At 38.4% G+C, this 20,789-nt stretch carries 19 protein-coding genes; all 19 read left to right on the forward strand.

The window, feature by feature from the left end:
- Window position 1: 1 nt before the first annotated feature.
- The 19 genes from galE to VEHSUH06_RS03870 all read left to right on the forward strand — a co-directional run bounded on the left by galE (window position 2) and on the right by VEHSUH06_RS03870 (window position 20,783).
- Window positions 2-991, forward strand: a complete 990-nt coding sequence (gene galE, locus VEHSUH06_RS03780) for a UDP-glucose 4-epimerase GalE (RefSeq protein ID WP_105097825.1) — start codon at window positions 2-4, stop codon at window positions 989-991.
- 129 nt (window positions 992-1,120) lie between these two features.
- Window positions 1,121-1,981: a hypothetical protein gene (locus VEHSUH06_RS03785; RefSeq protein WP_105097826.1), complete on the forward strand. Its 861-nt coding sequence runs from the start codon at window positions 1,121-1,123 to the stop codon at window positions 1,979-1,981.
- Window positions 1,963-3,252 (forward strand): type II secretion system protein GspD, encoded by a 1,290-nt coding sequence (locus tag VEHSUH06_RS03790; RefSeq protein WP_105097827.1) that lies wholly within the window; start codon window positions 1,963-1,965, stop codon window positions 3,250-3,252. Before VEHSUH06_RS03785 ends, VEHSUH06_RS03790 begins: the two co-directional genes overlap by 19 nt.
- A 28-nt stretch (window positions 3,253-3,280) precedes the next feature.
- Entirely contained in the window at window positions 3,281-5,200 is a 1,920-nt protein-coding gene (locus tag VEHSUH06_RS03795) for an ABC-F family ATP-binding cassette domain-containing protein (protein ID WP_105097828.1), read from the forward strand.
- A gap of 121 nt (window positions 5,201-5,321) precedes the next feature.
- A complete protein-coding gene (locus VEHSUH06_RS03800; protein WP_105097829.1) occupies window positions 5,322-6,470 on the forward strand; it encodes an ABC transporter substrate-binding protein in 1,149 nt (382 codons plus the stop codon).
- 14 nt (window positions 6,471-6,484) lie between these two features.
- The gene (locus VEHSUH06_RS03805) at window positions 6,485-7,366 is read left to right on the forward strand and encodes a branched-chain amino acid ABC transporter permease (protein ID WP_009350906.1); all 882 of its coding nucleotides are present in this window, start codon (window positions 6,485-6,487) and stop codon (window positions 7,364-7,366) included.
- Complete coding sequence (locus VEHSUH06_RS03810; protein WP_105081372.1) at window positions 7,366-8,379, forward strand: branched-chain amino acid ABC transporter permease; 1,014 nt, start codon at window positions 7,366-7,368, stop codon at window positions 8,377-8,379. The genes VEHSUH06_RS03805 and VEHSUH06_RS03810 overlap by 1 nt, the downstream gene beginning before the upstream one ends.
- A gap of 11 nt (window positions 8,380-8,390) precedes the next feature.
- Window positions 8,391-9,152, forward strand: a complete 762-nt coding sequence (locus VEHSUH06_RS03815) for an ABC transporter ATP-binding protein (RefSeq protein WP_054747712.1) — start codon at window positions 8,391-8,393, stop codon at window positions 9,150-9,152.
- A 1-nt stretch (window position 9,153) separates the two neighbouring features.
- Window positions 9,154-9,864, forward strand: coding sequence for an ABC transporter ATP-binding protein (locus VEHSUH06_RS03820; RefSeq protein ID WP_009372121.1), 711 nt, complete (start codon window positions 9,154-9,156; stop codon window positions 9,862-9,864).
- 417 nt (window positions 9,865-10,281) lie between these two features.
- The gene (locus VEHSUH06_RS03825; protein WP_105097830.1) at window positions 10,282-11,025 is read left to right on the forward strand and encodes a polysaccharide biosynthesis/export family protein; all 744 of its coding nucleotides are present in this window, start codon (window positions 10,282-10,284) and stop codon (window positions 11,023-11,025) included.
- A 36-nt stretch (window positions 11,026-11,061) separates the two neighbouring features.
- Complete coding sequence (locus VEHSUH06_RS03830) at window positions 11,062-12,888, forward strand: nucleoside-diphosphate sugar epimerase/dehydratase (protein ID WP_105097831.1); 1,827 nt, start codon at window positions 11,062-11,064, stop codon at window positions 12,886-12,888.
- 164 nt (window positions 12,889-13,052) lie between these two features.
- Window positions 13,053-14,498 (forward strand): GumC family protein, encoded by a 1,446-nt coding sequence (locus tag VEHSUH06_RS03835; RefSeq protein WP_105097832.1) that lies wholly within the window; start codon window positions 13,053-13,055, stop codon window positions 14,496-14,498.
- Between the two features lies 1 nt (window position 14,499).
- Window positions 14,500-15,111 (forward strand): CpsD/CapB family tyrosine-protein kinase, encoded by a 612-nt coding sequence (locus tag VEHSUH06_RS03840; RefSeq protein ID WP_105097833.1) that lies wholly within the window; start codon window positions 14,500-14,502, stop codon window positions 15,109-15,111.
- A 76-nt stretch (window positions 15,112-15,187) separates the two neighbouring features.
- The gene (locus VEHSUH06_RS03845) at window positions 15,188-16,387 is read left to right on the forward strand and encodes a DegT/DnrJ/EryC1/StrS aminotransferase family protein (protein ID WP_105097834.1); all 1,200 of its coding nucleotides are present in this window, start codon (window positions 15,188-15,190) and stop codon (window positions 16,385-16,387) included.
- The gene (locus tag VEHSUH06_RS03850) at window positions 16,381-17,067 is read left to right on the forward strand and encodes a sugar transferase (protein ID WP_105097835.1); all 687 of its coding nucleotides are present in this window, start codon (window positions 16,381-16,383) and stop codon (window positions 17,065-17,067) included. The genes VEHSUH06_RS03845 and VEHSUH06_RS03850 overlap by 7 nt, the downstream gene beginning before the upstream one ends.
- Window positions 17,068-17,078: 11 nt before the next feature.
- The gene (locus VEHSUH06_RS03855) at window positions 17,079-17,945 is read left to right on the forward strand and encodes a phosphorylcholine transferase LicD (RefSeq protein WP_105097836.1); all 867 of its coding nucleotides are present in this window, start codon (window positions 17,079-17,081) and stop codon (window positions 17,943-17,945) included.
- 9 nt (window positions 17,946-17,954) lie between these two features.
- The gene (locus VEHSUH06_RS03860; protein ID WP_105097837.1) at window positions 17,955-18,677 is read left to right on the forward strand and encodes a 2-C-methyl-D-erythritol 4-phosphate cytidylyltransferase; all 723 of its coding nucleotides are present in this window, start codon (window positions 17,955-17,957) and stop codon (window positions 18,675-18,677) included.
- A complete protein-coding gene (locus VEHSUH06_RS03865; protein WP_105097838.1) occupies window positions 18,670-19,719 on the forward strand; it encodes an NAD(P)-dependent oxidoreductase in 1,050 nt (349 codons plus the stop codon). The genes VEHSUH06_RS03860 and VEHSUH06_RS03865 overlap by 8 nt, the downstream gene beginning before the upstream one ends.
- A complete protein-coding gene (locus VEHSUH06_RS03870; RefSeq protein WP_105097839.1) occupies window positions 19,716-20,783 on the forward strand; it encodes a glycosyltransferase in 1,068 nt (355 codons plus the stop codon). Before VEHSUH06_RS03865 ends, VEHSUH06_RS03870 begins: the two co-directional genes overlap by 4 nt.
- Window positions 20,784-20,789 lie beyond the last annotated feature (6 nt).

The following is a 20,789-nucleotide window of genomic DNA, read 5'->3' on the forward strand; positions in this document are numbered from 1 at the left end:
TATGAATATTTTAGTAACAGGTGGTGCTGGCTATATTGGGAGTCATACTGTACGTGCCTTACAACAAGCAGGTTATACACCAATCATTGTAGATAATTTATCTCGCGGACATGTAGAATCTATTCCTGAAGGGGTTACATTCTACAATATGGATATTGCAGATCCTAAGTTAGTCGATATTATGAAAGAGCATAATATCATTGGTGTTATGCATTTTGCAGCCCACTCTCAAGTTGGAGAATCCATGGTAAATCCAGCTATTTATTATGAAAATAATGTGGTTGGCTCTTATCACCTTATTGAATCTGCTCGTGCTGCAGGTGTGAAGCATTTCGTATTCTCTAGTACGGCTGCAGTATATGGTGAGCCTGAGGTGGTACCAATTCGAGAGGGTGCCCAATTGCAACCAACGAATGTATATGGTCGCACTAAATTGATGATTGAAGAAATGCTATCTGATTACAGTTCTATTTATGGTTCTACATACGTAGCATTGCGCTACTTCAATGCGGCAGGTGCTGATCCATCTGGTACGATTGGGGAAGACCATCATCCAGAGACTCATTTGATTCCCCTTGTGCTCGATGCAGCTCGTGGTAAAAGAGAACATATAACTGTATTTGGTACTGACTACGATACAGCTGATGGTACATGTGTGCGCGACTATATTCATGTTAATGATTTGGCAGCTGCTCATGTATTAGCCATGGACTATTTACGTAAAGGTGGAGAATCCCAAGTATTTAATCTTGGTAGTGGTAATGGCTTCTCCGTAAAAGAAATCATCGAAACTGCAAAAGAGGTTACAGGCATTGATATTCCTGTTCAATATGGTGAGCGCCGTGCTGGTGACCCAGGTACTTTGATTGCTTCTTCTGAAAAAATCAAAAATTTACTTGGTTGGGACCCTAAATTCAGCAATGTAGCTGATGTTATCAAAGATGCTTGGAAATGGCATACATCTCATCCAGATGGTTTTAACAGTAAATAAAATAAGAGCAAATCTTTTTGATTTGTCAATATAATGAATGACTCTATTAGTCACCTAGGTGACTGGTAGAGTCATTTTTTTGTAGGGATTTAGAAGGGGCTCCTAGAAATAGTTCGAAGGAGGTGAATTATGAACTTACAAGACTATATAGAACAGATCAAAGGCTGGATTGGTAGACAATGTTTTCTTGTACGACACTATCGAATTGCGATTTTTATATTTTTTATACTGGCTTTAGCAATGATAGTAGTTGGCATTTTTTATCCTCACGAAGAGGAACACATCAATATTATTTCAGCTCAATCAGAGGGTACTATTGATAATCAAAGGAAGGTAGATGCAAAAGAGCAATCACAAAAGAGACCTAATAAAAACAGAAGTGGTAACGATAACGAAAAATTTAGTAAAGAGGGCGTGGATAATAAGTCCGTACATGATGAGAAAGAGAACTCTATTGTTAAAGGACGCTTACTATATGATGTGAGTAGTATAGAACGGTCTCATCCTTGGCGAGAGGTCTTTAAAGATATTTCTAGTACCGATTTATTAAGCCAAAATGATGAGACGAAAGATATGGATAACGATTTAGATACTATTAGTAATGATGAAACATCAATTAGTAATAGTAAGAAAATAAGTAATAAAATAACTTCACGGCAGCATAGAAGTACTAAGAATAAATTTATAAAGACGGATAGAAAGAATAAAGATTGGAATAGCAATATGATCCATGATGATACCAATAACTATAGTAATGAAAGTGTTCACTCCAGAACAAGTATTAATTCCAATGCGTTGACTTTAGAACAACCGATTGAACTTGTGGGAATTATTGAAGGAAACCAAAAGATTGCTATTTTACGAAGAGGCTCAGAGGAGCAGATACTTACAATTGGAAGTAGTTGGCAAGGGATATCCGTATCTGCTATTACTGAAAATAGTGTAGAAATCGTCGAAGGAGGTTCATCACGATGGCTAAAAATCGAGTAATCATAAAAATAGTTACACTAATAGCTATACTGACATATTTATTATTAATAGGACCATTAGTTGTATTAGGAAATACTACAGAAGAAAAGGTAACAAATACTGTAACCAATAGTGAAATCAATACTGTAAGCAATAGTGAAACCAATACTGTAACCAATAGTGTTGAGATTAATAAAGATAAAGAACCAATTACAATATCTGTACGGAACGGCTCATTAAGAGAGACTGTATTAGGCATTTGTCGAAGTTATGGTATATCAGTTATCGGTGTAGAGTCATTAAAGGGAAATATTACGGCAACCGTAAAAGGGGAGTCTCCAGAAGAGGTTATTAAAGAGCTAGGGCGGATATATCATTTTTCTGTATCAAAACAACATAATACATTACTTATTGAATCTGATGAAACAGTACTGGAGAACAGGGAACTCTATATACTATCCCCAGAACACTTACCAGCAGAATCTTTGAAAGCTGTAATGGGCACTGTAGTAAAAAATGATAAAATGGCCGTACTTTCAGAACAAAATGAGGTTATTATGCATTTAACGAGCGGAGAAAAAAGACGGATAGAAACCTTAGTCCATGCTATTGATAAGGAGCCTAAACAAGTACAATTAGAAGCTACGATTATTGCTATGGAGCAATCCTATGCAAAAGAACAAGGTTTTCGTTGGTCTTGGCTCAGTTTGACTGGTCATGGTGAAGATAAGACTAATTCGTATGGGGCTGTTACCTTTGGTAAAACACCAAGTGGAGAAGCTTATAAGTTTTTTGTGAAACCAGAACTAAGTCTTATGGAAAGTTCTGGAAAAGCTGTTCTAATAGCTAAACCATCTATTATGGCCCTCAATGGTGAGACTGCACACATATTAATAGGGGAACGTATACCCGTTATAGAAGAGTCAGAGGTGAATGGAGAGCGCAAGCGATCTACTCGCTATGAAGAGGTGGGGATTAAGTTAAACTATACTCCTATTATTACTGCAGATGGCGGTGTAGACGCAAAAATACATGCCGAGGTAAGTACACCGATTATGGTTTCGGAAATGAAAGCTTATAAAATTAGTACAAGGCAGGCTCATACTCGAGTACGTCTACAACAAGGCGAAGTGCTTGTCATAGGTGGACTCATGGATAATCGAGACCAGCAGCAAATACAAAAGGTACCCATATTAGGAGATATTCCATTATTGGGCAAATTATTTCGTCATAGCAGAAAATCAAAAGATTCTGTAGAGATGTTGATGTTGGTCCGGGCAACTGTGGTATAATAAAGGGTAAATGATTAGGAGGTTGTGAATGGAACGCATTCGAATGATAGGCCTTGGAAAATCATTTGGGGTGCGCCAAGTATTTTCCAATGTTTCTTTTGAGATAAAAGAGGGCGATCGACTCGCCTTGGTAGGGCCCAATGGGGCCGGTAAATCTACCTTATTAAAATGCATATTAGGTTATGAGGAGCTTGATGAAGGCAATGTAGTTAAGTCTCCTGTTGCAAGTATTGGCTACTTGCAACAAGATGTAAATCTTGGTGACGATAGTTTAGCTACTGAGATTGAAAAGTCCTGGGCTGATGTACATGCATTGGAAGAACAACTTAAAGAACTTACGAGTCGTTTAGAAACGGAAGTGGCTAGTGAAGCTGATTTACAACGCTTAGATTATTTACAAAATCGTCTAGAATGGCTTGGTGGGTATGACTATGAGCAAAAGACAAAGCGTATTGTTTATGGTTTAGGTTTTACTGATGAAGACCTAGACAAACCAGCTAATGCTTTTTCTGGTGGTCAAAAGACGCGTATTAACTTAGCAAAGGCCTTGGTTCGTCGTCCAGATTTTCTGTTTTTAGACGAACCGACAAACCATTTAGATATGGATATGCTCGAGTGGCTTGAAGGATACTTATCCGCCTATCCTGGTGGCATTCTCATCGTCAGCCATGACCGCTATTTCTTAGATCGTATCGTCACTGGCGTTGTGGAGCTAGATAATCATAAGGCTACAACGTATCGTGGTAACTATAGTCGTTATATTCAACAACGTGATGAACGGTTGAAGGCTGATATGGTGGCTTATGAGAAGCAACAAGAGTACATCAAGAAAACAGAGGCTTATATAGATAAATACCGGGCAGGTATCAAGTCTAAAATGGCGCGTGGTCGACAGTCGCAACTTAATCGATTAGAGCGTCTTGAGGCACCTGTTACTTCACATCATTTACAATTTTCCTTCCCTCCAGCAGCTATGAGTGCTGATAAGGTTCTAGTCTTAGATCACTTATCTGTTGGATATGGTGAAAGTCGCATTATTGATGATATATCTCTCGTTGTTCGTCGCGGTGAGTCTGTAGCTCTTATCGGTCCTAATGGAGCAGGTAAATCGACTCTAGTAAAAACTATTGTAGGCGAACTATTCCCTGAATCTGGTCATGTAGATATTGGCAATCGTGTACAAGTGGGTTACTTCTCACAAGAGCACGAAGAGTTACATGATTCTTGGCAGGTAGTAGAAGAGATTATGAATCATTTTAACTACAGTGAAGATAAGGCTCGTAATGTACTTGGTGCATTTCTCTTTAAAGGAGATGATGTGTTTAAACTGGTCGGTGATTTATCCGGTGGTGAAAGAGCGCGTTTGGCATTGCTGAAATTATTTCTTCAAGGTGATAATTTCCTCATTTTAGACGAACCGACAAACCATTTAGATATTCCTACGCGAGAAATTGTGGAAGAAGCACTGCAACAATTTGAAGTAACCTGTTTCATTATTTCTCACGATAGATATTTCTTGGATCAAGTTTCTACAAAAACAGTAGTTCTAGATGATGGAAAAATCACTGAGTATCTCGGTAATTACTCATACTATAAGGAAAAGCTGAAGGAGCAAGCAGACTTATTAGCGTTAGCTAATGAGCAAAAGTTAGAAGCTGATAAGGTTCAGAGCAAATGTGTTTCAGCTGACGAGCCAGCACTTTCAGCATTAGAATCTACAGAGGAAAATCAGAAGAAACCGAATGCCTATATGGTGGAAAAACAATTAGCAGAGGTAGAATCCGAAATCGCTCGCCTTGAGGCAACAATGAAGATGTACGAGGTGCAATTAGCGAATCCTGTAGTGCAACAAGATTTAGATGAAATGTCCAAAATCTCTATGCAAATTGAGGAAACTCAAAGTGAGTTAGATTCATTGTATGAGAAGTGGGAAAGATTATCTGAATAGCTTATTTAATGTATATATTATTGGGGAATTAAAATCATTATCTTTTAATTGACAAAGTATTTTAGATTCTCATAATATAGGAATAGATTTAAAGTTTTATGTTTTTAAGGAAGGGTGTAACATGAATAAATCCATGTTGAAAAAAGCAGCCATTTTTGGTCTTGCTGGTGTAATGGCAGTTGCTGCTGGTTGTGGTAGCAATAAAGATGCAGGAAATGCAAATAGCAATGAAGCTAAAATTGCATTATTGACAACAACAACTGGTGGTGCCGCAGCATATGGTGAATCCATTAAAGCTGGTGCAGAATTGGCTGTAAGCGAAATCAACGCTGATGCAAACGCTGTAAAAATTAATTTGTTAGTAGAAGATACTAAAGGTGATAAAAACGAAGCTATCAATGCGATGAACAAAGTAATTGCAAAAGATAAAGTTGTAGCAGTTATCGGTCCTATGCTATCTGGTGAAATGATGGCAGCTGGTCCTGTAGCAAATAAAAGCAAAGTAGTCGCGCTTGGTACATCTACAACTGCTGAAGGTATTACAGATATTGGGGATTATATCTTCCGTAATGCTGTTCCAGAATCCTTGGCTGTAGACACAGCTATCAAAGAAGCTCATAAAACATTAGGCTTTAAAACAGCAGCTATTATGTATTCTAACAACAATGACCAAATGGTATCTGTAAACAATACAGCTCGTAAAGCATTGGAATCTGTAGGCGTACAAATCGTTGATACTGAAACATTTGCAGATAAAGATACTGACTTCTCTGCTCAATTGACTAAGATTCAACAAGCTAAACCAGATGTAATTATCGTTGCATCCCTTTACCAAGAAGGTGCCCTTATCATGAAAAAAATGCGTGAAATGGGTATGAACCAACCTGTAGTTGGCTCTAATGGCTTCAACAGCCCACAATTCATTAAAATTGCTGGCGATGCGGCTAACGGCGTTATCGTTGGTACACCTTGGTTCCCTAATAAAGAAGACCAAAAGGTTAAAGATTTCCGCAAAGCTTATCTAGCTAAATATGGTAAAGAACCTGACCAATTCGCCGCACAAGCATACGATGCCGTATATCTTTATGAAGCAGCGTTGAAAAAAGCAGGCTCCACAACTGATCGTGAAAAATTCCGTGAAGCATTGAAAAACATTGCTGACTTCGTTGGTGTAACTGGTCAATTCAAGTTCAATGAAAAACGCGATCCTTCCATGGAAGTTCAAGTATTACAAATTAAAAATGGTCAATTTGACGCATTAACAAAATAAGTTGAGGTAGTATAGTGTTTTTACAACAATTAGTTAACGGGTTAACCCTCGGTAGCTTATATGCTGTACTCGCTATTGGCTTAACACTTGTGTTTGGTGTTTTGAATATTATCAACATGGCTCACGGAGGCATCTTCATGATAGGTGCCTTCGTTGGTCTTTTTATGGTAACAATTTTTAACGTTAACATTTTTGTAGCCCTTATCGTAGCTATGGCAGTAGGTGCTATCCTTGGTTATCTTCTAGAATTCGTGGCTCTTCGTCCACTACGCAAGAAAAAGGTGTCTCACTTGGCACCACTCATTAGTACCATTGGTGTTTCTATCTTTATTGAAAGCTTGGCATTATTGCTTTGGGGTCCTCAAACAAGATCTTTCCCACCAGATTATATTGGTGGTCTCATTGACTTTGGGGCTTTTAAAATTTCCATGGTACAAATCATTGGCTTAGGTGTTTCTATCGTTTTAATGCTCATTTTAAATATAGTTATTAAGAAAACTAAAATTGGTAAGGCTATTCGCGCCGTATCAATGAGTACTGAAACGGCAGCACTTCTAGGTATTAACCCTACGATGATTATTTCTGTTACAGTAATGATTGCCTCTGCACTAGGTGCAGCTGCAGGTGTATTAGTAGGCTTATCCTTTAATGCTATTGAACCTACTATGGGCGTTATCATCGGCTTTAAAGGTCTTGCGGTTCTTATTTTAGGTGGTCTTGGCAATATTACTGGTGCCATGGTTGGTGGCTTCATTCTTGGTGTAGCAGAGGTATTCTCTGTTGCCTATGGTGCTTCTACATTCCGTGATGCCGTAGCCTTTGGTCTCATTATCCTATTATTGTTCTGGCGCCCACAAGGCTTGTTTGGTTCCAAAGATAAAGGGGGGAGACCATGATGGATTTATTAAACCCGTATTATCTACAGATCGTGATGTTCTTCATCATTAATGCCATCATGGGTATTTCTATTTACTTTACACTTGCCAGTGGTCAGCTCTCTCTTGGGGCAGCAGGCTTTATGAGTGTAGGTGCTTATGTAGGCGCTATGCTTTCTTTGAAAGCTGAATTGCCTATCGTTGTTGGCATTCTAGTAGGTGGCTTAGTTGCAAGTCTTGTAGCAGTTATCATTGGCTTACCAACAACAAGACTTAAAGGCTTGTACCTAGCTATTTCAACTCTTGGTTTTGGTGAAGTAGTACGCGTTATTTTCTTGAATTTAGATGTTACAAATGGTGCATTAGGTTTATCTGGCATCCCTTCTATTCCTCAAGAATTGACAAACTATGCCTATGAATTTGATATGGATGGCCTAATGGGCCTTGATGCTGTGACATGGGGAAATTTGATAGCTATCATTATTTTGTTGGCTATTTTAGTTTTGATTATTGCTTTCTGTGTACGCATTAATAATAGTCGTGTTGGTCGAGCTTTTGCAGCAATCAAAGCGGATGATCATGCGGCAGAATTAATGGGGATTAACGTTGTATACTACAAAATGATGGCCTTTATTATTGGTGCATTTATTGCTGGTATCGGTGGCGGTTTGTATGCTCACATTACAAACTTTATTAATCCTACAGATTTTAGCTACCATAAAGTAGTACAAATCTTGTTATTCCCTGTATTTGGTGGCTCTAATGTAGTGTGGGGTTCCGTACTCGGCTCCTTTATTCTTACATTATTGCCAGAAGTATTGCGTTTCTTGTCCGATTATCGAGATATCATTTATGGTGCTTTACTTGTTATCTTGATGGCTGTTCGTCCAGATGGTATTTTAACGGAATCTATGGTGGACAAAATTAGCCGTAAGTTAGGCTTTAAAAAAGCTCCTTATATTCCAGAATCACAAGTATTAACAGAACGCTTTGAAGCGTACAAACGCAAACAACAAGAAGAAAAACAAGGATAGGAGGGAACTGAATGCTATTAGAATTAAATGAAGTAAGTAAAAGCTTTGGTGGCGTTGCAGCTCTCACTGGTGTATCCTTTGGTGTTAAACAAGGTGAAGTATTTGGTGTTATCGGTCCAAATGGTGCCGGCAAGACTACACTTTTTAACTTGATTACTGGTGTATTTCCAGCAAGCTCTGGTGAAATCGTTTTTGACGGCATGTCTGTAGTAGGTATTAAGCCGCATAGAACTGTTGAAATGGGGATTGCTCGTACGTTCCAAAATATTCGTCTTTTTGGTAATATGACAGCTCTTGAAACTGTATTAACTGGTATGCATTGTCGTACTGGGTCTGGTTTCTTGTCTAGCTTCTTGAAAACAAAACGTCAACGCATCGAAGAAGAGCGTTGTCGTGGCATTGCTTACGAGTTCTTAAAGCTTGTAGGCCTAGAAGAAGATGCTGAAGAGGTTGCTACATCACTGCCATATGGTAAGCAACGTCGCCTTGAAATTGCTCGTGCTTTAGCAACACATCCACAATTGATCTTGCTCGATGAACCTGCGGCGGGTATGAATGATAGTGAAACTGAAGTTCTTCGCCAACTAATCGGTAAGATTCGTGACTTAGGTATTACTGTTGTAGTTATTGAACATGCCATGGAATTAATGATGAATATCTGTGATCGTATGGTAGTTCTTAATTTTGGTAAGAAAATTGCTGAAGGTACACCTCAAGAAATTCAAAATAACGAGGCTGTAATTGAAGCATACTTAGGTAAAGAGGAGGTGTAATATGTTAAAACTAGAAAATATTGTGGCTGGTTATGGACATATTACAGCCTTAAAAGACGTGAGTTTAGAAGTGCCACAAGGTTCTGTTGTATCTCTTATTGGTGCCAATGGTGCTGGTAAAACTACAACTATGAAAACAATAATGGGCCTTGTAAAACCAACTTCTGGTCGAGTGATCTTTGAAGGTCAGGATATTACTGGTCGTCAAACCCATCAGATTGTACATGGTGGTATTTCCTTAGTGCCTGAAGGACGTCAAATTTTACAAGATATGAGCGTTTATGAAAACTTAGAAATGGGCGCTTATATTCGTAAAGATAAGGAAATCGAAGAGGATATCAAAAAGGTATTTAAACGATTCCCAATTCTTGACGAGCGTAGCTACCAATTAGGTGGTACGTTATCTGGTGGCCAACAACAAATGCTTGCCATTGGTCGTGCACTTATGGCTCGTCCAAAATTGTTATTGTTAGACGAACCATCTATGGGCCTTGCTCCATTGGTAGTTAATGAAATTTTTGAAACTATCAAAGAAATCAGTGCTGAAGGTACAACAGTTCTCTTAGTAGAACAAAATGTGCGTCAAGCATTAAAAATTGCTGATTACGCTTATGTATTAGAAACAGGTAAAATGGTCTTGTCTGGTCCAGCTGATGAAGTGCGCCATAATCCACGTGTTATGGAAGCTTACTTAGGTGGTCGGGTTGAGTAAATTATAGTAAATAATGACCATATTTATCTAAAATTTTAAATAAGGTGTATATACTAATTTTTTAGTATATACACCTTATTTTTTTTGTTTATCAATAAAAGTGATGAGTGAGCGGTGAAAACGTGAACCAATAGTGAAATGACTTTACATATATTTAATTATTTTACTAAATTTTAATAAAAAACGGAGTGAATTATCTATGAAATGTGTAAAAAATCACTCATGAAAATGCCGTGAAAACACTGTATTTACTGAATTTGTTGTTGAAGGTTTAATGAAGTTCACTCAGAATATCTTAGGTTTATAGAAGTATATTTAAAAAAATGATAAAATAGCTTAACCGATTTTTTAGTATTAACAATACTAATAATCATGTGATGTATTGAACATGTTGAATGTAAAACAAAGAGGTAAAGTATGAATAAAAAACAGTATGTGATGATGGCTGCATTCTTATGTGCAACGACAACCGCTATGGCAGCACCAGTAAGTGTAACAGCTGAACAGGGCTATAATAGTAAAAATGCACAGGTGGAAGGTCATGCACCTTTGGAAACTAGTGCATCAGTAATTAGCTCTGACAAAGAATATCGCCTACGTCAAGGGGATGAATTAACGATTCAAGTAGTGCAACAAGCTGATCTTGGTACTCGTAATGGTAATGACATTATGTATGCAGTTCGTCCAGATGGTTATGTATCTTTCCCTATGGTAGGTGCCGTAAAAGCAGACGGTTTAACTGTTGATGAGTTTACTGCTGAATTGCAACAAGGGTTATCTCGATACATTATTAATCCAGATATTACTGTAAATGTTACAAAACTTGGTGGTGTACGAGTATATGTATTTGGTGAAATTAATCGACCAGGTGCTTATACGCTAACTAAGTCTAGCACAGTTATTGATGCGATTGGCGCGGCAGGTAGCTTCAACTGGGATACAGCGAAGAAGAAAATTTATTTAATTCACCAAGATAATCCAGAAAAACCAATCCCAATTAATCTAAATCGTATCTTACAAACTGGGGATATGTCTGAAAATTATATTATGAGAGAGGGCGATGTTCTTTACTTAACTAAAAACAGCCGTATTAACTTTGCTCGTGATATTGCGCCAATCTTAACTGGCGCTTATATGGTATCACGCATAGGTAAGGATTAAGGATAAGAATTATCTGTCATATAAGGGGGCGTTCTTTTGCGTTCATATTTATTACCAGCCATATTGTTTATTGCCGATATTGCAACTATTGTTATTGTTGCATTTGTCAGTCTATTTATTCGATTTGATGGCTACATAGAACCTCAATATATTAACCAAATGGTAGATGCCTTACCGCTACTACTAGTTTCCTATATGTTGATGTTCTTGCTTATGCATTTGTACACGCGTATTTGGCGTTATGCAGGGATGCGAGAGGTATTGGCAGTATCTGTCGCTACGACAGTAGGTACAGCAATCTTTTACTCCTCTATGTTTGTATTTGGTAAATCATTACCAAGATCAATCTATTTTATTACCTGGTTCCTTACAACTGGTGCAGTAGGTATGGGACGCATGTTGCTACATTATGTGGCGCTTCATTATAGCAGTGGGGATGATGGTGAAAGTGGTCAAGTGAATACGTTGATCATTGGTGCTGGCGATGCAGGGGCAACTATTGCTCGTGAAATAGAGCGATATCATAAGCGCTCTCGTCGAATCATTGGCTTTGTAGATGATGATATGTTCAAACATAACCGCCTTATGAATGGCTTTAGAATTTTAGGTAATCGTGAAGATATTCCTATGTTGGCAGCCAAATATAAGATTGAAGAAATCATCATTGCTATGCCGTCGGTTAAGCGCGATGTTATCCGCGAGATTATGGAAATTTGTTCTCCTCTTAAATGTAAGATTAATACCTTGCCAGGAGTGTACCAGTTACTCGATGACGAAGTCCTTGTATCTCATCTACATCCTGTTTCCATTGAAGATTTATTAGAACGTGATGAAATTCATCTTGATACATCCAAGGTGGAACCGTACCTTAAGGATAAAGTAGTTCTCGTTACAGGCGCTGGTGGTTCTATCGGCTCTGAAATTTGTCGCCAAGTACTACGTGTAAAACCTAAGACATTATTATTACTTGGCCATGGTGAAAACAGTATTTATATTATTCACCAAGAATTGCGCAGTGTTGCACCAGAAGGTACTTTGGTACCTATCATTGCAGATATTCGAGATAAGAATCAATTAGAGCAAATCTTTAAAGCTTATAATCCTGAGGTAGTATTCCATGCTGCAGCTCATAAACATGTACCGCTTATGGAAATTCAACCTATAGCAGCTGTGCTTAATAACATTTACGGTACCCGAAATGTAGCGGATGTGGCTGGTGCTCATGGGGTTGAACGATTTGTTATGATTTCTACGGATAAAGCTGTTAACCCTACTAGCGTTATGGGGGCCACTAAACGGGTGGCAGAGAAGGTTGTACTAGGTATGAATCATAAATATGATACCAAGTTTATTACGGTCCGTTTTGGTAATGTACTTGGTAGCCGTGGTTCTGTTATTCCCTTATTCCGTAAACAAATTGAAGCAGGCGGTCCTGTAACTGTTACAGATCCTGAAATGACTCGTTATTTCATGACCATTCCAGAAGCAAGCCAACTAGTGCTACAAGCTGGTGCCATGGGTAAGGGCGGCGAAGTGTTCCTCTTAGATATGGGCGAACCAGTTAAGATTGTAGATTTAGCTAAAAATATGATTCGTCTTTCTGGTTTTGAACCAAATAAGGATATTCGTATTGAATTTACCGGTTTGCGCCCAGGGGAAAAATTATACGAAGAGTTATTAACTGCTGAAGAAGGCACGAATACAACTACGCATAAGAAAATCTTTGAAGCTGCCTTAGAAGATGTTAACCAAGAATGGTTAGGCCGTGAAATCGAGCGCTTTGAAACATGTAAAACTGATATGGATGTAATCAATGTGTTACAGGATATCGTTCCTACATACCATCCAAATCATAATATCTAAATTGTCACTATATTAGTTATTAATTAACGTATATTACTACATCGTTATATAGCTATTTTATATTTACTTACACTGTGCTTTGCTTGAGAGGGAGAGACACAGTTCATAATCCTTAGAGGGAGAGACCCTGTTGTTTGTATACTTTCACAGAAAGGGGTATATGGGTGGAACAAATTATCGATTTAAAAGAGGTAGGTAAAGTCCTCGTTAAGAAGCGCCGTAAAATTATCAATATTACGGTAGCCTGCATGGTACTAGGTGGTGCCTATGGTTTTTTAGCGCCATCTACATATCAATCTACATCTATGTTGCGCATTAAGCAGGCTCAAGGCTTAAGCAATTCTGTATTATCAAGTTCCAATGGCTATTCTGACGCTATGTCTCGTCAATTGATGAACACAGATGCAGAAATCTTAAAAAGCCGTAATGTAGTAGAACCAGTTATTGCTGCTATTGAAGATCCTGAAGGGACAGGAAATGCGCCGACATACGAAGAGTTTGTTAAAACGCGTATTGAAACAAAACCATACAAGGAAACTGAGTTGTTACAAGTGAGCGTAACAGGCAAAAGTCCTGAACAAGCTCAAGAAGCTAATAAATTGCTAATTGATAACTTCTTGAAGCGCCTTGCTGAAATTTCTCATGTTGAACAACGTGCTACTCGTGAATTTTTACAAAAACGTGTTGTAACTGCTAAAACTGAATTAGAACAAGCAGAAAAGAAATTACAACAATTCCAAGTTGATAACAAAGTTTACTCTACTGCCGATCAAATGAAAGGCTTAACAGATAAGATTACACTTATCGATCGTGAAAAAGCGCAAAATCAACTTGATTTAGAAACGGCACAAGCTGCATTAGGCAGTATCAATGAACAATTGGGTTCTGCTGGTAAAAGTATCGCTGATAGTGCTACAGTTCAAGCTTACAAAGGTCAATTAGCGGATCTTGAATCTCGTAAGGCTTCTTATGTTGGTAAATATACTGATGAACATCCTGCGATGAAAGAAATTAACCAACAAATTGAAGAAGCTAAGAGTGGTCTGAATGCTGAAATTAACGCTATTGCGTCTCAACAAGCACCTTCTAGCAACTCTGCACAACAAGGTTTGTTAGCTGATAAATTTAGAAATGAAGCCGCTCTTGCAGTAGCTCAAGGTAAACAATCTACATTAGCTGAACTTGATAAAGCAAACGAAGAAGCTATGAAAGGCTTGCCTGAAAAAGAACGTGGCTATATCCAAGCAAAACGCGATGTAGATGTGGCACAAGATATCTACCAAATGTTATCCACTCGCTTAGAAGAAGCAAAGGTAGCAGAGGTGATGGTGCCAAATGAAGTTCAAATCGTAGATGCTCCTACATTGCCAGAAAAAGCAATTGCTCCGCGTAAGGTTCTCATTCTATTAGGCTCCGCAATTTTAGGCCTCATCCTTGGTTGCCTCTATACATTGGGTCAATTCTTCTGCAATCGCAAAGTTCAATCTGTACAAGAAATCAATGATGTTCTTGGCATTGAAAACTTAGGTGTGATTCCAAATCATGAAGAAAAAGAATACGAAGAACCTAGTAATCGTATCGTAGCATTGTTGCGCAAAGTGAGAGGTTAAAATGATCAGACTAATTTCTAATGAACGTGGTGATACAGCACTCGTAGAAGCATATCGTACATTGCGTAGCAATTTACAATATGTGTGTAATCAACAAAAATGTAAGCTTATCTGTATTACAGCCGCTACTAGCGGTGAAGGCACCTCTGAAGTAGCCGCTAATACTGCATTAGCTTTATCTAAAAATAATAATAAAGTATTACTGATTGACGGTAATTTACGCAATCCAGTACAACACTTAGCCTTTAATGTGCAAAATAAAGGTCTTACTAATGCAGTAATGATGGATGAAGACTTGACGATTCATCGTAATGTACAACCTCATTTAGATGTATTGACAGCAGGAGAAGTGGTTCAGCATCCTTCTGAAGTAGTAGACTCTAGTAAATTGCCAACAATTTTAGATTATGTACGCGATGAATATGATGTGGTTATCATCGATACGCCACCAGTATTATCCGTTACTGATGCTATTGTATTAGCTGAAAAATCCGATGGTGTTATGCTCGTTGTTAGAAACGAAGTAGCAAGCCCAAAAGATTTGATAGAAGCAAAAAAACGCCTTACTCAAGTAGGCATTCCTCTATTAGGCTCTATCGTAATTGATGCTTAATAATCTTACTTAATTCGTAATCTAATCGATTCATCAAGCGTATCAATATGGTACAGAAAGCATTGAGGTGATGTATATGAAAATTAATTTTTCTCCTCCAGATATTACCGACTTAGAAATCAACGAAGTCATTGAAGCCTTAAAAAGTGGGTGGATTACAACTGGTCCTCGTACTAAAGAGCTAGAGAAAAAGATTGCCGAACAGTTAGGCACACCTAAATCTGTTTGCTTGAATTCTGCTACTGCAGCGCTTGAAATGTCTCTTCGTGTATTAGGTATTGGCCCTGGTGATGAAGTAATTACAAGTGCTTATTCCTATACAGCTAGTGCGAGCCCTGTAGTCCATGTAGGTGCTACCTTAGTGCTTGTAGATACACAAAAGGACTCTTATGAAATGGATTATGATGCAGTAGCTCGTGCCATCACTCCAAAGACAAAGGCTATTATTCCAGTAGATATTGCTGGTGTACCTTGTGATTATGAGCGCTTGCGCTCCATTGTAGAGGACAAGAAATCTCTCTTTACTCCAGCCAATGATATTCAAAAAGCATTAGGTCATATTCCTATCGTAGCGGACTGCGCTCATTCTTTTGGTGCAACCTACAAAGGTGTACATACAGGCAATGTAGCGGACTTTAGTAGTTTCTCCTTCCATGCAGTAAAAAACTTTACTACTGCCGAAGGTGGCTGCGCTACATGGCGCTATATTGAGGGCTACGATGATGAAACTATTTATAAACAATTCCAATTGTTGTCTTTGCATGGTCAAGATAAGGATGCTCTTGCTAAAACTAAGGCTGGCGCATGGGAATACGATATTAAAGGCACATATTACAAATGTAATATGACGGATATTATGGCTGCTATTGGTTTGGCGCAATTTGAAAGATATCCAAAACTGTTAGCACGTCGTAAGGAAATTATCGAAGCTTATGATGCAGGTTTAAAAGATTTACCTGTTACAGTATTAAGTCACTATACTGATGATCATCAAAGTAGTGGTCACTTGTACTTAGTTCGCTTAGATGGACGTGATGCAGAATACCGTAACAAGGTAATTGAAGCTATGGCTGAAGCTGGAATTGCAACAAATGTACATTATAAACCAATTCCTATGCATACGGCTTACAAGAATTTAGGCTTTACTATTGATGATTATCCAAATGCTTATGATCAGTTTAAGAATGAGATTACATTGCCACTTCACACGTTGTTAACAGATGAAGAAGTGCAATATATCATTGAAACATTTAAAAGGATTATTACCGAATGCTAGTAAAAAACTTTCACGATCTACCCCAAGAGTTACAGTGTGAAGAGGTGCGTCCGTATTTTGAAATATTAAATCAAAGACGAACAAGTCTTTTATGTAAAAGCATTTTTGACCGTGTCATGGCGGCCGGCATGCTCATTACATTGAGTCCTGTATTTCTTGTATTAGCCATCATGATTAAACGAGATAGTGAAGGTGAGGTTTTCTTCCGCCAAACTCGGGTGACACAATATGGTCGCACCTTTGGTATCTATAAATTCCGTACTATGGTAAAAAATGCGGAATCTCTTGGTGCTCAAGTAACGTCACAAAATGATATGAGGGTTACTAAGGTGGGTAATATGCTGCGCAGTTGTCGTCTTGATGAACTGCCTCAGCTTATCAACATTCTCTTAGGAGATATGAGCTTTGTTGGCACAAGACCTGAGGTACCGCGATATGTGGCAGCCTATACGGATGAGATGAAAGCTACGCTGTTGTTACCTGCTGGTATAACAAGTGTAGCCAGCATTGCCTATAAAGATGAAGATCAGCTTTTACAAAATGCTCAAAATGTAGATGAAGTTTACATCAATGAGGTGTTACCAGGCAAGATGGCTTGGAATTTGAAGAGTATTAAGGAATTTTCTTTTTTACAAGATATAAAAACGATGATAGATACAGTGTTAGCTGTATTACGTTAAGAGAGGTCCCTATGAGTACATCTATGACAAAGGAAATACAAGAGAAAGAGCTGACTATGTTGCTGTACTTTAAAGAGTTCTGCGACAAACATAATTTGCGCTTTTATCTTTGCGGCGGTGGTCTCATTGGGGCTATACGTCATAATGGTTTTATCCCTTGGGATGATGACTTAGATCTCTTTATGCCTCGTCCTGACTATGAAAAATTAGCAGAGTTGTGGCCTAAATATGCTGATACAGAACGTTATACCTATTGTCGTACGGATCGTCATCATATTTATCACGATGCAGGCGCTTCTATTCGAGATAACAACACGACTTTTATTAATCGTCACAGTATGCACGAAGATATTTGTCATGGTTTAGCTTTAGAGATTATGCCAATTGACGGTTGTGCACCTGGCAAAATCAGCCGTGCTTTGCAGTTGATGTGGGCTATGACATTTGCACTCTTTAACGCTCAACGATTACCAGATAATAAGGGGCCTATGTATCGTGCCTTAGCAGGCTGTATCTATAAAGTCTTTTCTAGTCAGTCCTTGCGCTATCATATTTGGCGTTTTGCTGAAAAGCAAATGACTAAATATGATTTTAATACAAGCAAGGAGTGTACTGAGTTAATCGGTAGTTTAAAAGGCATGAAGTTAAGACATCCGCAAGAGGATTTTGCTTCTGTCGTTTATAAAGACTTTGAAGGACATCAAATACCTGTTATGAAAGGGTATGAGAGATATTTACGTCTCATTTGGGGCGATTATATGCAATTACCACCTGTGGAGCAACGTGTAGCAAAACATGACGCCGCATTTGCTGATTTGCATACGCCTTACAAAGAATATAGAGGCATTTATTATGCCCAAAATAAAGCTCAACCATAAGGAGGGCCTATGAAACGAATAGCAGTAATCTTTGCGGGTGGCGTAGGCGCTCGTATGAAGAACAGCAAGACGCCGAAACAATTTTTAGAATGGAACGGTAGACCTATTTTAATTCACACCCTGGATGTTTTTGAACAAACAGAGGCTATTGATGGTATTGTTCTGGCCTGCAAAGCAGAATGGATTGATCATACAAAGCAACTCATTGAAAAGGCAAAATTACAAAAGGTTTTGTCCATTGTACCCGGCGGTGAAAGTGCTCTCGGCTCTCAATATAATGGGCTAGTTGAGACTAAGCGTTTATTCCCGGATGAAGATGTGACTGTGTTGATTCATGATGGTGTTCGTCCACTTGTGGATAGTGCTACTATTGAACGAAACATTGAATCTGTTGAATCCAAGGGTTCTGCTATTACTGTTACTCCAGCTATCGAAACAATTATGGTTACTCAAGATGGTTCCATCAATGGAATTTTAAATCGTAATGAATGTCTTATGGCTAAGGCTCCACAGAGCTTTAGATTAGATGATATTTTATCTATTCATGATCGAGCAAAAGACGATGGAATACATGATTTCATTGATTCTGCATCGATGATGATGCATTATGGTTACACTTTATACCCTGTAATAGGGGAAACTGAAAATATAAAAATTACAACACCATCCGATTATTATATGTTTACGGGTATTATTAAAAACCGTGAATTAGGAGGATTAGAAGATGAGTAATTCCGTTATCCAACGTGAGTTAACGGCTTTAGTACATGAAGATAAGTACTTTGATTTCCTCCGTCATCAACGCGTTCTTGTAACGGGTGCAACAGGGCTTATTGGCTCTATGTTTATTAAACTACTCATACTTGCTAATGAAGCTTATGGCTTGGATTTAAAAGTGCTTGGTCATGTGCGAAGCCATGATAAAGCACAAACTATTTTTGGTGAGTATTTAGATAATGAATCATTTACTATTATTGATGGCTCATTAGAATCTATCGATACGCCATGTGACTATATCCTGCATGGTGCGGCACCAACACAATCTAAATTTTTTGTAGAACATCCTGTAGAGACAATTCGTACCTCTATCCATGGTACAGAGGCTATGCTTGAGCTAAGTCGTCATAAAAAGGTAAAAAAACTTATTTACCTATCCAGCATGGAGCAATATGGCGTTCCCTATGAATCAGGTCAAGTGATGACTGAGGACCGCTTAGGTTATCTTGATCACCTAAATGTACGTAGTTCCTATTCTGAAAGTAAACGACTCTGCGAATGTTATTGCAAGTCTTATGCGGTCGAGTATGGCGTTCCCACTGTTATAGCTCGACTAGCTCAAACCTTTGGACCAGGTGTTCCTGTATCTGATAATCGCGTATTCATGCAGTTCACTAAGAGTGCTCTCAAGCATGAAGATATTGTTCTTCACACAAAGGGCGACTCTATGTCTAATTACTGCTATATTACAGATGCTTTGACAGGTATCTTAACCCTTATGAAATCAGGGGAAGTAGGAGAAGCATACAATATATGTCATGATGAAGAGACTCGCTCTATTGCTAGCATTGCTCATTTAGTGGCAACACATGTAAGTGATGATAAGAGTAAAGTTATCTTTGATATTCCAGAAGATGTGCAAGGGCTCGGTTATGCTCCGACCGTTCACATGTTCTTAAGCTCTAAAAAGTTAAAATCTTTAGGCTGGCAGCCTAAGGTATCAATGGCACAAGCCTATGTAAGACTAGCAGAATATATCCAAGAGGAAGGCTTATGAAAAAGGAAATTATTATTGTCACCATCTCCCTTGGTAATGATGGGGCTGAACGAATTTTAACAGAGTTAGCTCGTCAATGGGTACATGATGGTCACCATATTACGGTTATCCAAACAAGCCCTAATCGATATGGTAACGAATATGCTTTAGAGGAAGGTATTGAGCAAATCCAAATTCATACTACTAGCTCTAATAAAGTGATTCGTTTTATGCAAGAAATAAAAGAATTAATCAAGATTTTGAAGACTCGACCAAATGCTACATGCTTATCGTTCTTGTCTGCATCGAGTTTTATCTTGGCTATTAGTTCTTGGTTTGTAAATAATCGCATCGTTTTTTCTGAACGCAATAATCCGCGTAAGGTGCCTATCGGTTGGCATCAACAAGCGTTGCGTAATTTTGCGTTCCGATTCGCCGATGCGCTAGTATTCCAAACAGAAGACGCTCGCTCTTATTTCCCTGAATCTGTCCAAAAGCGTGGTGTTATTATTCCAAATCCTATTAATGGTAAATTGCCACCACCAATTGATGGAGAGCGTGAGAAGACAATCGTTACAGCCTGTCGATTACATCCTCAAAAAAACCTGCCTATGATGATCAATGCTTTTAGCATGTTAGCGGACGAGTTTCCAGAGTATAAACTTGTCATCTATGGTCAAGGTGTTTTAGAAGATGAATTACGAGGTCAAATTAAATCTCTTAATTTAGAGGATAGAATTTTATTACCAGGCTTTGCTAGTAATATTTTAGAAAAAGTAGCACCTTGTTCTATGTTTGTGTCTTCTTCTGACTTTGAAGGTATCTCAAACTCTATGCTAGAGGCCCTTGGCATGGGATTGCCCGCAGTCGTTACAGACTGTCCTGTAGGCGGTGCTCGTATGGTAATTAAAAGTGGAGAGAATGGTATTCTTGTACCTGTAGGTGATACACAGGCTATGTATGAAGCTATGCGCAGTGTCTTGAAAAATCCTGAATTAGCCACTAAGCTTTCACAAGAAGCCATCAAAGTACGCGATGAGTTCCCATTGTGGAAAATCGCAAAACGTTGGTTAGAAGTTTTATGAGTTGTA

Source organism: Veillonella sp. S13053-19 (assembly GCF_002959835.1).
Taxonomy (GTDB): Bacteria; Bacillota; Negativicutes; order Veillonellales; family Veillonellaceae; genus Veillonella; species Veillonella rogosae.